Origin of the sequence: Kordia algicida OT-1, from assembly GCF_000154725.1 — a bacterium.
In the GTDB taxonomy this organism is placed as follows: domain Bacteria; phylum Bacteroidota; class Bacteroidia; order Flavobacteriales; family Flavobacteriaceae; genus Kordia; species Kordia algicida.
This window is the reverse complement of sequence record NZ_DS544873.1, coordinates 3,895,625-3,909,639: the sequence shown is the minus strand read 5'-3', so window position 1 is coordinate 3,909,639 and position 14,015 is coordinate 3,895,625. Positions and strand designations below refer to the sequence as shown.

General features: G+C 35.1%; 16 protein-coding genes. All 16 read right to left on the bottom strand.

From position 1 onward, the window contains the following. Window positions 1–99: 99 nt before the first annotated feature. The 16 genes from dut to porW all read right to left on the bottom strand — a co-directional run bounded on the left by dut (window position 100) and on the right by porW (window position 13,809). Window positions 100–534: a dUTP diphosphatase gene (gene dut / locus KAOT1_RS16725; RefSeq protein ID WP_007096054.1), complete on the bottom strand. Its 435-nt coding sequence runs from the start codon at window positions 532–534 to the stop codon at window positions 100–102. 179 nt (window positions 535–713) lie between these two features. After that, window positions 714–2,177 (bottom strand): MATE family efflux transporter, encoded by a 1,464-nt coding sequence (locus KAOT1_RS16720; protein WP_007096053.1) that lies wholly within the window; start codon window positions 2,175–2,177, stop codon window positions 714–716. A gap of 169 nt (window positions 2,178–2,346) precedes the next feature. Continuing rightward, complete coding sequence (locus tag KAOT1_RS16715; RefSeq protein ID WP_007096052.1) at window positions 2,347–2,898, bottom strand: hypothetical protein; 552 nt, start codon at window positions 2,896–2,898, stop codon at window positions 2,347–2,349. Next, entirely contained in the window at window positions 2,888–3,367 is a 480-nt protein-coding gene (locus KAOT1_RS16710) for an RNA polymerase sigma factor (RefSeq protein ID WP_007096051.1), read from the bottom strand. Before KAOT1_RS16710 ends, KAOT1_RS16715 begins: the two co-directional genes overlap by 11 nt. A gap of 262 nt (window positions 3,368–3,629) precedes the next feature. Then, the gene (locus KAOT1_RS16705) at window positions 3,630–4,478 is read right to left on the bottom strand and encodes an alpha/beta fold hydrolase (RefSeq protein WP_007096049.1); all 849 of its coding nucleotides are present in this window, start codon (window positions 4,476–4,478) and stop codon (window positions 3,630–3,632) included. 311 nt (window positions 4,479–4,789) lie between these two features. Next, complete coding sequence (gene atpG / locus KAOT1_RS16700; RefSeq protein WP_007096048.1) at window positions 4,790–5,650, bottom strand: ATP synthase F1 subunit gamma; 861 nt, start codon at window positions 5,648–5,650, stop codon at window positions 4,790–4,792. A gap of 31 nt (window positions 5,651–5,681) precedes the next feature. Beyond that, the gene (locus KAOT1_RS16695; RefSeq protein WP_007096047.1) at window positions 5,682–6,023 is read right to left on the bottom strand and encodes a four helix bundle protein; all 342 of its coding nucleotides are present in this window, start codon (window positions 6,021–6,023) and stop codon (window positions 5,682–5,684) included. Window positions 6,024–6,059: 36 nt separating this feature from the next. Next, window positions 6,060–7,637 carry a F0F1 ATP synthase subunit alpha gene (gene atpA, locus KAOT1_RS16690; protein WP_007096046.1) on the bottom strand — a complete coding sequence of 526 codons (1,578 nt, stop codon included), beginning with the start codon at window positions 7,635–7,637 and terminating at the stop codon, window positions 6,060–6,062. 12 nt (window positions 7,638–7,649) lie between these two features. Continuing rightward, a complete protein-coding gene (atpH, locus tag KAOT1_RS16685; RefSeq protein ID WP_007096045.1) occupies window positions 7,650–8,186 on the bottom strand; it encodes an ATP synthase F1 subunit delta in 537 nt (178 codons plus the stop codon). A 10-nt stretch (window positions 8,187–8,196) separates the two neighbouring features. After that, complete coding sequence (locus tag KAOT1_RS16680; RefSeq protein WP_007096044.1) at window positions 8,197–8,691, bottom strand: F0F1 ATP synthase subunit B; 495 nt, start codon at window positions 8,689–8,691, stop codon at window positions 8,197–8,199. Between the two features lie 86 nt (window positions 8,692–8,777). Beyond that, window positions 8,778–8,996 carry an ATP synthase F0 subunit C gene (gene atpE / locus KAOT1_RS16675; protein WP_007096043.1) on the bottom strand — a complete coding sequence of 73 codons (219 nt, stop codon included), beginning with the start codon at window positions 8,994–8,996 and terminating at the stop codon, window positions 8,778–8,780. A 53-nt stretch (window positions 8,997–9,049) separates the two neighbouring features. Continuing rightward, the gene (gene atpB, locus KAOT1_RS16670; protein WP_007096042.1) at window positions 9,050–10,114 is read right to left on the bottom strand and encodes a F0F1 ATP synthase subunit A; all 1,065 of its coding nucleotides are present in this window, start codon (window positions 10,112–10,114) and stop codon (window positions 9,050–9,052) included. A gap of 136 nt (window positions 10,115–10,250) precedes the next feature. After that, window positions 10,251–10,637 (bottom strand): hypothetical protein, encoded by a 387-nt coding sequence (locus KAOT1_RS16665; protein WP_007096041.1) that lies wholly within the window; start codon window positions 10,635–10,637, stop codon window positions 10,251–10,253. 4 nt (window positions 10,638–10,641) lie between these two features. Then, the gene (locus KAOT1_RS22405; protein WP_040559632.1) at window positions 10,642–10,866 is read right to left on the bottom strand and encodes an AtpZ/AtpI family protein; all 225 of its coding nucleotides are present in this window, start codon (window positions 10,864–10,866) and stop codon (window positions 10,642–10,644) included. After that, window positions 10,835–11,245: a bactofilin family protein gene (locus tag KAOT1_RS16655; RefSeq protein ID WP_007096039.1), complete on the bottom strand. Its 411-nt coding sequence runs from the start codon at window positions 11,243–11,245 to the stop codon at window positions 10,835–10,837. Before KAOT1_RS16655 ends, KAOT1_RS22405 begins: the two co-directional genes overlap by 32 nt. A 101-nt stretch (window positions 11,246–11,346) precedes the next feature. Next, a complete protein-coding gene (gene porW / locus KAOT1_RS16650; protein ID WP_007096037.1) occupies window positions 11,347–13,809 on the bottom strand; it encodes a type IX secretion system periplasmic lipoprotein PorW/SprE in 2,463 nt (820 codons plus the stop codon). Between the last annotated feature and the right edge of the window lie 206 nt (window positions 13,810–14,015).

Here is a 14,015-nt window from a genome sequence, read left to right as displayed (position 1 = left end):
AAACTCACAACTCACAACTCACAACTTTTCAATAGTTCATTATTCAAAAATACTTTTTAATTTAAAATTCAGCATTTTACGTTTATATTTTCATCTTCCTTACTTCGTTCCTGTGCTTCCAAATCCGCCAGCGCCTCTATCTGTTTTTGATAGTTCACTTACTTCTTCCCACATTGCACGTTCGTGTTTGGCGATGACCAATTGTGCAATCCGTTCTCCATTTTCAATCGTGAAGGTTTCTTTGGATAGATTGACAAGAATTACGCCAATTTCTCCTCTGTAATCTGCATCAACCGTTCCAGGTGCATTAAGTACCGTGATTCCTTTTTTTGCCGCTAAACCGCTTCTCGGGCGTACTTGTGCTTCGTATCCAATAGGCAATTCAATGAATAATCCAGTTTTTACGATGGTTCTGTCCATAGGTTCAAGCGTTATTGCTTCGGATAGATTTGCACGTAAGTCCATTCCGGCGGAAGCCAAAGTTTCATAATGTGGTAACGCGTGTTGCGATTTGTTGATGATTTTTATGTTCATTTGTTGATTATCGTTGTTTGTATTTTATTGTTTGTTTTGCTTACCCGAACGCTTTTTGTCCCACTAATAACTTACAACATACAGCTTTTCGTTATTCGTTATTCGTTATTCGTTATTCGTTATTCGTTATTCAAAAATACTTTTACATTTAAAATTAAGCATTCAACATTATTAATTGTTTAAGAGCCTTTTTGAATGAGTCGTTTGAGTTCTTTGCGTTCTGATAGATACACGATTGCCAAAAATACTAAAACTAATGCAGTTGCAATGATATAGTTTCCGCGAAAGCTGTCATAGAATGCTATTGCCGATAGTACGGAAGCTAATAGCATGTATGCACCAATTTGCTTTATTTTGTATGGAACTGCATAGTGTTTTTGCCCGAGTATGTATGAGATTATCATCATGCTTCCGTATGCAACTAAGGTTGCCCAAGCCGAAGCCATGAATCCTATTTTTTTTATCATGATTAGATTGAATACGATTGTTACCAACGCACCAAATATAGAAATGTACATTCCGTAGCTCGTTTTGTCCGTGAGTTTGTACCAAATGGAGAGATTGTTATAGATTCCCAAACAGAGATTTGCCAAGAGAATGATAGGTACAATTGCTAAAGCGTCTAGATATTCTGGTTTACTGATGAGTAAACTTGCGAATAGATCAATATACGCAACAACGATCAGCATAAAAATAGCGCCTAGAATGGTAAACCACTTGAGAATGGTAGCATAGTTATTTTTAGCATTTTTTTCTTTGGCATGATTGAAGAAAAATGGTTCTGCGCCCAATCGGAATGCCGTTATGTAAAGCGTCATGAATACACCGAGTTTGTAACAACCAGAATATTTCCCCATTTCGGCATCGCCAATTATTTCGCCTAAGAAAAGTTTGTCAATGTTTTCATTGGTTACATATGCTAGACTTCCAATCATAATTGGTGTTCCATAGATTAGAAGCTTCTGTAAAACTTTCGCATCAAACGTCCATTTTATTTTTAGAATTTGTGGAAAGAGTAGTATCAGCGTTAATAAGCTTGCAAAGACATTTGCCAAGAATATGTAGATAACTTGCGGTTGATTTTTTATGTAAAAGTTGAGTGAATCTGGCAATATTCCTTCCGAAAGGAAACCATTTGGAATCGCCCACAGAAAGATTACATTTAGTACGGCTAGGAATAAAATGTTTGCGATTTTGATGCCCGCAAAACGAATCGGTCTGTTGGTGACACGCAAATAGGCAAATGGAATGACGACAATGGTATCGAGAAAAACTGTCCACACCAAGATTTTGACATACATGACTTTTTCAAAACCGAGTGATGTTGTGATTTCTGGTGCAAAACTCAATCCTAAAATTAAGAATAATACTGTTGTAAATAGTAGGCTTATGAATGATGTGGAAATGATTTTTCCTTTTTCCTGTTCTTTACTGAAGAAACGGAAAAACGCCGTTTCCATTCCGTAGGTTAGCAACGCGTTTAAGTATGCTGCGTATACATAGTATTCTGTGTTTACCGCATAACGTTCTGATCCAAAAGCATTGGTATGTAATTTTAGTAAACCTATGTTGATGGCTCGTGGCAAGATTGCCGCAATTCCGTAGATTATGGTGTCTTTGAAGAACTTTTTTAGTGCGCTCAAGGAATGTTTTGTTTAAGCCTTAAAAGTATTGATTTCTGAGGGCTTTCCCAAAATGATTTTTTGTATGTATTTTTTGTGGATTTATTTGTTTGTTTTACGTACTCAAATATATCTTGTATACTTTTTACTCACAACTCATAACTTTTAATCTGTTTAAAATTCAGTATTTCTAAGATTCCTGAAGGTTTTTTAAGATTGAAAGTTCGTTTAATACTTGTTTTCGGATGAAATAGAATAATACTGCAAACGATACGAGATACGAGATGACAATGTAATAGAAAAATCCTCTTGAAAGGTATTGATAGAAATAATACATCATAATTAGAATTCCTATGTTGTAAATTATCAACAAGATTGGAATGGTTCTAAACGCTAGGTTTTTTCGCTTTTGATAGTAATTGATGAGTTGCGCTTTGAAATCTTCTAACGAAAGTAAGACACTTATTTTTTTTAGCTGCTGCTGACTTTTTATTTCGATATAGACTCTCACCAAGACAACTCCGATGAGCAATGACATTCCTAATAATGGTCCGCTGTATTTGTATGCCGAAATGTAGAAAAAGAATGCAATGAGCACAATTCCTGTAATGGCTAATATAATTTTTGAGATTTGTTGTTTTTTACGAAGTTGTCTTAAGTTTTGCTTCGCTGGTTCAAAATCAGGAAGTGTGGTTTCTCCCGATTGTTGTTGCCATATGTTTTGTATGTCTTTAAATTCCATTGGATACGCATTTTGTGAGTTTTTCTTTGATTCTGTATACCATCACACGAATGTTTTGGTGTGAGTGCCCTGTGATTTCCGCAATCTCTTTTTGCGGTAAACCTTCTAAAACTAATAGAATAATGATTCGCTCTGTTTCTTTGAGCTTATGTATGCACGCGTACATTTGTTGCATGCGATTTTGATTGTCATGTTCTTCTTGGACTTCTTCTTTTATTTCTACGAAATCTACTTTTTTCTTCTTTTTATTTTTTCGGATGAATAGCAAACAGACATTGACAGTGATTCTGTAAATCCAAGTTCCAATACTCGATTTGTGTTGAAATTCGTCTAAATGTTCCCACACTTTTATGAAAACATCTTGCGACAAATCTTTTGCCAACGCCTGATCGCCATTTACATATCCGAGACATAAACGATGAACTTTTTCGTAGTGTTCTTTGTATATTTTTGTGAATTGTTTTGACATTTTTGTTTTTACTGACTCGAAGGTGTTTTTACCACGAATTCACGAATTGTTTTGTTTGATCTTCTTGTGTTTTGAATTGGCACTAATTTTTTAGCTTGTTTGGCTTTTTTACTCATAACTCTTAACTTTTCGGTTATTCGTTGTTTGTTATTTGTTCTGCTTACTCTAAGGTGTTTGTTTACTTTTCATTCAAAACTCATAACTTAGTTTATCTATTCCACGTTTTATATTAGTGAACTGACAACCGAAAACTAAAAACTAATTACCTTTTAACGACTAGCTTTCGAACTTCCTTTACGAACCAATCTGTTTTGTCAAACATAATAAAGTGTGCTGAGTTATCAACGTATATGATTTTTTTCTTGTCTAGTTTTTGATATTGTTCTGTATAGAGTTTTTCTACTTGTGGTTTTGGATAGAAACTAACTGCCGCCATAATTGTCACTGGAATTTTGATGTTTTTGATACTTTCTCGCAAGTCTAGTTTCATTAAATCAATATAACCATATACATAGGTTTTTCGATCGGCTTGAAGCATCCATGAAACGATTTGCGGTTGTTTTTCTTCGTTTTTTGTCATTCCTGCTGCCATTTGAGTAGCCATTTGTTTGAAGGCAGTTTCGTCCATTTCTAGTTGTTGTTTTGCAAACGGATTGTCGTAACTTACTTTGTCTGGAGAGAAATCTGGAATCATCAATGCACCAATACTTGGCAAGCCATCTACAATGATGAGTTCTTTGTACGTGTTTGGATTTTCGGAAGCTAACCAGAGTGCTAATGATCCACCCATACTGTGTCCGATAATGGTAGGTTTTTTTAGTTTTTTACGAGTTACGTAATTTTCTAGATCGTTTTTGATGGTGGTTAACCAAGGAGTTTCAATCGCTGGAACATTCCCAAATCCCGCAAAGGTAAAAATATGACATTCGTGGGTTTTGGAGAGTTCTTTTACAGTTTCGTTCCAAACATCGCCTGTACAACTGAATCCTGGAAATAGTAGTATCGGATTTCCTTTTCCAATGATTTTAACTTGAAATGATTTTTCTTGTGCGATTGTTGAAAATGTAATGAATAGACAACTTGCAATGAGGAGTTTTCTAAAGGTTTGCATACTGTTTGTGTTTTTGATTTTCCCTTTAGATGCAGTTTTTTGAAAATGTTACACTTCGACAAGCTCAGTGTGAACTTTTTTTTCAGATCGCTTTGTTTTTTGACTTAATATTTATGAACAGAATTTTCGTGTAACCTATCATCAAACTGAACTTAATTCAGTTCTGCATAAGAGTAAGTAATTCGTGATAGTAGATACCTGCCTCTACAGGAATGACAAAATTGTTGATAAACAAAAAACCTCACGTTTCCATGAGGTTTTTAATGCTATAATGAGAGTACACTTCGACTCCGCTCAGTGTACGCCTTTATTTAATTGTTTAACGCTTCCGCTCCACCAACGATTTCTAAGATTTCGTTTGTAATGGCTGCTTGACGTGCTTTGTTGTATGTCAATGTTAATGAGTCTCTCAATTCTGCTGCGTTGTCGGTTGCTTTGTGCATTGCTGTCATACGCGCTCCGTGCTCACTTGCAAAAGAGTCTCTGATAGCTTTGAATAATTGTGTTTTTAATGACTTTGGAATCAATCCTTCAACGATTTCTTCTTTTGATGGCTCAAAAATATAATCTAATTGAACGTTTTCACTTGATTCGATAGGAACAATTGGTAAAAATTGCTCTGTCATGATAATTTGTGTCGCTGCATTTTTGAATTTGTTGTAAACGATCTCGATTTTATCGTATGATCCATCTTCAAATAAATCCATTAATTTTTGCGCAATTTCTGCTACATTATCAAAAGTCAATGCGTCAAAAACATCACTACGATTTTCAAGAATCGTATTTGTTTTTGATAAGATGTCATTTCCTTTTTTACCAATAGACAACACATCAACTTGCTTTCCAGCGTATACGTTGTTGATTAGGTTGTTTGCTTGTTTGATAATGTTAGAGTTAAACGCTCCACACAATCCTCTGTTAGATGTAATAGCTACAATTAATACTTTATTTACTTCACGTTGATCTGCAAATTTACTTCCGCTATCTGCATCTAATGTAGCACTTAAGCTTTGTAATAATTCTGTAAGTTTGTTTGCATACGGACGCATCGCAGTGATCGCGTCTTGTGCTTTTTTCAACTTTGCAGCCGACACCATTTTCATAGCGCTTGTAATCTGCATTGTTGATTTTACAGAACTAATTCTATTACGTATTTCTTTTAAGTTTGCCATTTGTTTGTAATTATGAATTCAGAATTCTTAATTATGAATTTTTAATTATTGTAACTAAAAGCTTTATAAGTTCTTCACATTTGGCTTTCAAATTATTGGGAACTTCCATTGTGGTTTCTTCAATAATATCTAACCAGTATAGCGTTTCATCAGCTTCTTTAAGTGCAATTCCTAATTTATTTTTAAAATCTTTAGTACTTACACCTCGTTGTGATTCTCTTATGTTTGCACCTATACTTGTACCACTTCTTATTAGTTGACGTGCAATTTCAAAGTCATGGTTTTGTTTTAACTCTTTACAGAAATTAACAATATCGCAGCCAAAATAAAAACTCTTGTCGACAACAACATTGTTTTTTTCTTTGTAAGCCATAGTCTAAATTCTGAATTTAGAATTCCTAATTCAGAATTAGTTATATTTCGCAGACATTTCTTTACAAACCTGTGTTAATGTGTCTGTAACTTCGTCTGTTAGTTTTCCAGCTTTTAAAGTATCTAAAACACCTCTGTGCTTAGCGTTTAAGAATTCTAAGAAATCTCTTTCAAATTCTTTTACTTTATCAACAGGAACGTCTTTTAGTAAGTTTTTAGATCCAGCATAAATGATAGCAACCTGATCTTCTACTGTATATGGATCATTTTGTGCTTGCTTTAAGATCTCAACGTTACGCTTACCTTTGTTAATTACGTTTAATGTAACTGCATCTAAGTCAGAACCAAATTTTGCGAATGCTTCTAATTCACGGAACTGCGCTTGGTCAAGCTTTAACGTACCTGCAACTTTTTTCATTGATTTAATCTGAGCCGAACCTCCTACACGTGATACCGAAATACCTACGTTAATTGCTGGACGTACACCAGAGTTAAATAAATCACCATCTAAGAAGATCTGTCCATCTGTAATCGAAATTACGTTTGTTGGAATGTAGGCAGATACATCTCCTGCTTGTGTTTCAATGATTGGTAATGCTGTTAATGATCCACCACCTTTTACGATTGACTTTAATGAATCTGGTAAGTCGTTCATATCTTTTGCGATATCATCATCTGCAATTACTTTCGCCGCACGCTCTAATAAACGAGAGTGAAGGTAGAAAACGTCACCTGGATACGCCTCACGTCCTGGTGGACGACGTAATAATAATGAAACTTCACGGTAAGCAACTGCTTGTTTTGATAAATCATCATACACGATTAATGCAGGACGACCTGTATCACGGAAATATTCTCCAATTGCTGCTCCAGCGAATGGTGCGTATACCTGCATTGGCGCAGGATCTGATGCGTTAGCCGCTACAATTACTGTATAAGCTAATGCTCCTCTTTCTTCTAATGTTTTTGCGATCGCTGCAACTGTAGACGCTTTTTGTCCAATAGCTACATAGATACAAAATACAGGCTCACCAGCATCATAAAATTCTTTTTGGTTAAGAATTGTATCTAAACATACGGTGGTTTTTCCTGTTTGACGGTCACCAATTACCAACTCACGTTGTCCTCTACCCACTGGAATCATTGCATCAATAGATTTGATTCCTGTTTGTAATGGTTCGTTTACTGGCTGACGGAAGATTACTCCAGGTGCTTTACGCTCTAAAGGCATTTCATAAAGATCGCCTCCTATTGGTCCTTTTCCATCAATTGGGTTTCCTAACGTATCAACTACACGTCCTACCATTTCTTCTCCTACCTTGATAGAAGCAATACGTTGTGTACGTTTTACAGTAGCTCCTTCTTTTACTTCTTTAGAAGGTCCTAATAATACCACACCAACATTGTCTTCTTCAAGGTTCAATACGATACCTTCCATTCCTGTTTCAAATTCTACTAATTCTCCGTATTGAGCGTTAGCTAATCCGTAAACACGAGCGATACCATCACCTACTTGTAGTACAGTTCCAACTTCGTCAAGAGAAGCTGTAGCTTCAAATCCTGATAGTTGTTTTTTTAATATTGCTGATACCTCAGCAGCTTTAACTTCTGCCATTTTATTTAGTATTTAATTTTGAGAGAAAGTTCGTTTTAGTGTATTTAATTGGTTTGCGATGCTTGCGTTGTATTGCAAATCGCCCACACGTAAAATAAATCCACCGATAATACTTTCGTCGATTTTGTTTTCTATTGTTACTTCGTTATTCGTAAGATCTTTCACCTTAGCCAGTACTTTGCTTCTTAGTCCATCTGTTAAAGGTACTGCCGTAGTTACCACTGCGGTTTGTTTGCCTTGTAATTGATCGAATAAGTTGCAATATTGAACAGCTATGTTGTCTAATAAGTCAATTCGCTTGTTAGCCATTAACATATCTATTACTCCTTCCGATACAGAATGCATTCCTGTAAAGATTTCAAGTAAAGCTGCTTTTTTAGTTTCAGACTTTACAATAGGACTGTTTAACATTAATCGTAAGTCTTTACTGTTTTCTACAGTTTTTACGATACCGTCCATATCTTTCGCTACAGCTTCTCCTGCATTTTGCTCTTGCGCTAATCCTAAGATTGCCTTTGCATAACGTATTGCTGCTCTAGATCCTGCCATAGTGCTTTTATTAGTTTAATGTAACATCACCAAGCATTTTATCAACTAATGATAATTGCTTGTCTTTGTCTGCTAATTCTTCACGTACTACTTTTTCTGCAATTTCTACAGAAATGTTTGCTACTTGATTTTTCAATTCAGCCAAAGCAGATTGTTTTTCACTTCGAATGCTTTCTTGTGCTTGTGCAATCATTTTGTTTGCTTGCTCTTGTGCTTCTCCTTTAGCATCTGCAATCATTTTTTCTTTGATTTCACGTGCTTCTTTCAACATAGCTTCTCTTTCAGCTCTTGCTTCTTTTAATAACTTTTCGTTATCAGCATGCAAGTTTTGCATTTCTTTTTTTGCGTTTTCAGCCGCTTCCAAAGCATTTTTGATAGAGTCTTCTCTTTCTTTTACTGCTCCTAAGATTGGCTTCCAAGCTGCTGTTCTTAAGATGATAACCAATGCTAAGAAAGCTATTGTTACCCAAAATACCAATCCAATTGCAGGTGTAATTAAATCCATAGTATTGTATGTTTATCTTTTTTTAAATTTTAAAAATGATACAAACTCTTGTAGTACCAACCGTACTACAAGAGTTGTGTGTTAGCTTATGCTGCTGGGTTAAGACCTAGTAACGATACTACGATACCAAACATTCCCGCACCTTCGATAAATACAGCTGCAATAATCATTGCTGTTTGTATTCTACCTGCTGCTTCTGGTTGTCTAGCCATAGCTTCCATTGCTTGTCCACCAACTTTTCCGATACCAAGACCTACTCCTAATACTGCAAGTCCGGCTCCTAATGCTGCGATACTACCAATCATAATAATAAAATTTAAAAATTAATTCTTTATGTTTTTGTTTCTTTTATTCTTTTCTAGTGATGTGCATCTTCCACAGCCATTCCGATGAATAACGCTGTTAAGAAGGTAAATATGTATGCTTGTACAAAGGCTACCACAAATTCTAAGATCATAATAAAGATTGCCAATAGCATAGATGGTGTTCCTGCCCATTGGAAGATAAATATTAATGATACTAAACTTAATATGATAATGTGACCAGCGGTAATGTTTGCAAATAAACGAATCATTAATGCAAACGGTTTTGTAAAGATTCCAACAAATTCAATTGGTGCTAATATTATTTTCATTGGCACTGGAACTCCTGGCATCCAAAAGATGTGTTTCCAATAGTTTGCGTTACCGCTGAAGTTTACAATAAGTAAGGTTAATACTGCCAATACCATTGTGGTTGCAATGTTTCCTGTAAGGTTCGCTCCTGTTGGCACTAAACCAAGTAAGTTATTTACCCAAATAAAGAAGAACAACGTTAGTAAGTACGGCACATATTTCATGTACTTTTTCTCGTCAATTAATGATTTTGCAATGTCATCTCTTACGAAGATGATAAGCGGCTCCATTAATCCTGCGAATCCTGTTGGAACTAATGATTTTTTGTATGATCGTGCAATGCTTGTGAAAATCAATAATATCAAAATGATTGATATAAACATTGACGCAACGTTTTTTGTAATTGAGAAGTCTAATGGTTTTGAACCATTTGTAATGTGGTGATCTTCCATTTTCACAGAAGTTTCTCCTGCATTTAACTGGTAGATTTTTCCGTGATTTCTAACGAAATTCATTCCGTTTTTCGTCACAATATGATGACCTGTATCGTCATGATGAAATTCATTAGACAAAAAAGTCACCAAACCATTGTCCGTATATAATATTACAGGAAGTGGAATAGTCATGGCGTCTTCACCTTCTCCCCATAAGTGCCATTCGTGTGAATCAGCAATATGATGCATTATCATTTCTACTACATCAAATTTCTTTTCTTCACCTTTTTCAGAGCTTCCACTTGCCGTTGCGAATAGTGGTAATGCGAAAAGTACTGCTAGAATTAGATTCTTGATAGATTTTTTAGCTATCATATTTATTGTATTGTATATAAATATATGGTTCCTAAATTTCGGTGCAAAGGTAAGTTTTTAATTAACAATACAAGGTTAATAACTCTTTTTTTTTTGATTCCCTGAAAAGTTTTTTGATAAGTGCCTTGGGAAGCCCTTATTTTTCGTTTATCAACTTTAAAACATAGTATGCTTCAAATGCCAAATAGAAGAAATAAGGAATGAAAAATGCCAATACATTTTCAATGTTAAAATAGTCTTTGTTTTTGAAAAAAGGAACCAGAAATAAAATTCCCGCCATCATTTTTAAAAAACTTCCACCCAAGAATGCCAACGCGGCTTTTTCAGCAAAAATAGTTTTTATATACGCTACCGCAACATATAGTAAGAAAGTAATTAGAAAGAGAAAGAGATGAATACTCCAAGGATTGTAATAGAATTTTGTTTCTGACAATACGAACAAGTCTACTAATTGGTGTATTGCGAAAAGCGCCAACGTAAATAGTAAGAAATGTGTAAAGAATTTGAGTACGTTTTGTTTCACCTGTTTAGTCTTTGTTGAATTTTTTGAGTTGACGTATCACTTGCCACATGGACAAACTTACAAATACTAAAGAACATATAATGGTAAAGAGTTTGTGTTTGTTCGGAAATTTTTCATCGAGCCACATACCAAGATACACGCCAATTCCAATGATAATTCCCATTTGAAAGGCGATTCCTGTAAATTTTACATAGCTTTTAAGCTGTTTTGTCCGCTTTTTTTTCTCCACTTGAGTTGAGTTCTTTTACACCAGTTTTCATCACACAGGTAGCATTGAAAGTAGCGCCAGGTTCAATAGATAGTTTGCTAACAAAAACTTCTCCTTCAATGATTGCTGTCTTTTTTAGCGTTAGTAAGTTTGAAACTGTCAACTCTCCGTGAAAACGACCTTCAATGTCCGCATTGGTACATATTACTTTTCCTGTGATGACACCATTTTCTCCAATCACAATTTTCCCCGAAGTTTCTACACTTCCTTCTAGTTTTCCATCAATTCTAAAATCAGCTTCTGAAACTACATCTCCTTTAATATGTGTTGACTTTCCAATTCGATTCGATTGACCACGAGTCGCTTCTCCGTTACGCTTTTTTTTAGATTCTGAAAACATGATTTTAAATTTGAGGGATTACTTAGTGTTTGGCTAATGTTATTTTATTTCGTCTAAATTTTTATGAATTTGTATGGTTTGATAGTTCTCAGAAGACATGATTACATTTGGCTTTTCAACCATATACGATGGTCCTGTTTTAAGCATGTCTTCAAAACCATGGCTACTGATTTTGATTTGAATCCATGAATTACAACAAAGTGTTGACTTCTGTTGTATACATCACGAGAAACGGAAAGCGAGTTGTATCCTCGATCTTCAAAGGCTTCTGCAATTGTTTTTTCGAGTGCTTCCATAGCTTCTGTTTCATTTTTCTGAAATGTGTAAATGATTTTAAAGTTGGTTGCCTTATCATCATTTACCACTGTTTTGTTGGCTATTTTTGGTAATGATGTAGCAATGATTTCCTGCGCGCGCTTTCCTTCTTCATCATTCGGATAGTTGAGTGCTACATAGTTCAATGCATCTTTGTATGCCATATAACCATCTAAACGTGCAATGATGATTGCTTTTAACATCTCAAATTTTGGCACAATTTCTTCGCCCGTAAATTGATTGATGTATTTTTCAGCATCATTTAAAGCAGCTTCAAATTCCTGATTGGCAAACTTTTTATAGGTATTGGCATATAAGCTTTCTGGACTATTTTCATCTGACGTAATAACTTCCTGCGGATTTCTCAGAATTTGTGCGTAACGCGTGTTTCCATGATTGTTAAGAATATCATTTTTCCATTGATCTGCTTTTGCTGGTTGCTCTAAAAGCACGTAAATTTTATAGAGATTGTACTTTGAAGGCAGAATTAATTTTTCTTCCGGATCGTTTTGCAATAGTTGCTCCAGTCGGTTGGCAGCCAATTTGTATTCTTTAAATTTTTCCTTGTAAATTAATCCCAATTGGTAGTATGCAAAGTTGCGTTCTTTACCAATGCTATCAATTACTTTTTCGTCTGTTGGTATTCTATCTGTATAGAGTTTTACGGAGTAAATATCTGCTTCTACTAATTCTGCATTTCCTACTATTCCTGAAGATTCTGTACTTGTTTTTACAATTGTATTTTTATCAAATAAACGCCAATTATCTTCTAGTGCACGATCGCCCCATTTTTTGCGGAATTCGTTTTTACCGTAGGCAACCGTTGTTTGACTGTAAAAATAAAAATCTCCACCATCGTTTTTTGGTCCTGAGTTTCTGCTAGAAGCAAATTCGTTGGCAACAAAGCTTTGTTTTTGTTCTTCCAATTCTTTTTTGGCTTCTTCCGCAGCTTTCAATTCGTCAATGTATGCTTGAAAATAGGCAGTTCGTTCTTCTTCTGTAAAGTTGACCAATTTTAAGATACTGTCATTTTTTTGCGCTACATCTTCATATTCGATGACATCGTCAAGGTTGGCTCTTTTCTTTGAGATTCTTCGGTGTTTGCGCGTATTTTTTTCTAAGTTTAGCAAGGTACTGTCAAAATACTTTCCTGCTTCTTTGTATTGTGCTTCATCAAAACGCAATGCTGCTATATTTTCGTAGTCTAATGCTTTTAGAAATCTGTCTGTAGTTGCTTTACGAAGCGATTTGTTGAAATATGCTTCTGCCAATTCTAGTGAATCTTGCGATAGATGATATTCTCCCAATTGGCGATAGATGCGATCTAAGAAAGGTCTGTTTTCACGATCTTCTGCCAAGTCGTTTAGCATTTCAAGAAATTCTTCTTTGTTTCCTGTTTCTAGGTCAAAGTTTCTCGCTTTTTCAATATGTGCATTAATCATGTACACACGTGGCGATTTTCTATTGAGTTCAATGACTTTATCAAAAGCAATATTGGCGCTGTCTTTATAGCCTAATTCATTAAACAATTGTCCAATGATATAGTTGTAACGACCTTGTTCTTCGTGAATTTTAGTAGAATATGCGGCACGTTTTAATACTTGTACAGCACTGTCTTTATGTTTTAAATTGATGTATGCCTGACCCAACACAGCATTTGCATCTGCATATTCTTGATCGCTTAGTTTTTCAAATTCTAAGATTCTTTTTAGGTTGACAATGGCAAATTCTTCATTTTCTAAACGAAGGTGTGTTTTTTCGCGCCAAATTTTTGTTTGATTGATTTTGTCACTGTCTGGATATTCGCCAATGGTGTAATTAAACGCTTCTAATGCGGGAATAAATCGTTGGTCAAAATAGCGCGCTTTTCCAAGTAATAGATATGCTTCGTCCATTTGCGGATTGCGTTGACGACCTTTGATATCCATAGAATGTTTTTGAATGGCTTTTACAGCTTTTTCTTCTGCTTTTTTGAAGTTCGGATTTTTTCCACCTTGTCCTGGAAGTGTCAAATCGTCCTGAACTTCCATACGTTCTACAGGAAGAATTTCCCAATAGTTGTCAATATAGGCGTTCATGAGTGCTTCACGTCCTTCTTCAAAGGCAACATTTCCATTAAAGAGCACATTGTATTTTGTGGTAACAGCATGCCAATTTCTGTTGATAAATGTATCTTTTTTGATAGAACAGCTAAAGAGTAAAATCCCTAGTAGTGAAACGATTATTAATATATGTATTGTTTTCTTCAAGGTCGATCTTTTTTGTATTTCTTAAACTAAATTCTTTCGTTTTTAGTATACAGAAGGGTAAAAATACATTTCTTTTTGAAAAATTTGATAAAATGGTAGGTAAAATGTGGGTTTTGCACCTTGACTGCGCTCAATGTGATAGGTTTTAGGTTGTGGGTTCCTTGTACATCCCTAACTATGATTGCCCATTTTAAGTCATATTTCAT

What these genes read in the sequence shown, in the direction of transcription:
- KAOT1_RS16680 (WP_007096044.1), bottom strand. Translation starts at nt 8,691, where the DNA reads ATGGATTTAATTACACCTGCAATTGGATTGGTATTTTGGGTAACAATA.
- KAOT1_RS16710 (WP_007096051.1), bottom strand. Translation starts at nt 3,367, where the DNA reads ATGTCAAAACAATTCACAAAAATATACAAAGAACACTACGAAAAAGTT.
- KAOT1_RS16715 (WP_007096052.1), bottom strand. Translation starts at nt 2,898, where the DNA reads ATGGAATTTAAAGACATACAAAACATATGGCAACAACAATCGGGAGAA.
- KAOT1_RS16695 (WP_007096047.1), bottom strand. Translation starts at nt 6,023, where the DNA reads ATGGCTTACAAAGAAAAAAACAATGTTGTTGTCGACAAGAGTTTTTAT.
- atpB (WP_007096042.1), bottom strand. Translation starts at nt 10,114, where the DNA reads ATGATAGCTAAAAAATCTATCAAGAATCTAATTCTAGCAGTACTTTTC.
- atpA (WP_007096046.1), bottom strand. Translation starts at nt 7,637, where the DNA reads ATGGCAGAAGTTAAAGCTGCTGAGGTATCAGCAATATTAAAAAAACAA.
- atpG (WP_007096048.1), bottom strand. Translation starts at nt 5,650, where the DNA reads ATGGCAAACTTAAAAGAAATACGTAATAGAATTAGTTCTGTAAAATCA.
- dut (WP_007096054.1), bottom strand. Translation starts at nt 534, where the DNA reads ATGAACATAAAAATCATCAACAAATCGCAACACGCGTTACCACATTAT.
- atpE (WP_007096043.1), bottom strand. Translation starts at nt 8,996, where the DNA reads ATGATTGGTAGTATCGCAGCATTAGGAGCCGGACTTGCAGTATTAGGA.
- atpH (WP_007096045.1), bottom strand. Translation starts at nt 8,186, where the DNA reads ATGGCAGGATCTAGAGCAGCAATACGTTATGCAAAGGCAATCTTAGGA.
- KAOT1_RS16655 (WP_007096039.1), bottom strand. Translation starts at nt 11,245, where the DNA reads ATGTTTTCAGAATCTAAAAAAAAGCGTAACGGAGAAGCGACTCGTGGT.
- KAOT1_RS16705 (WP_007096049.1), bottom strand. Translation starts at nt 4,478, where the DNA reads ATGCAAACCTTTAGAAAACTCCTCATTGCAAGTTGTCTATTCATTACA.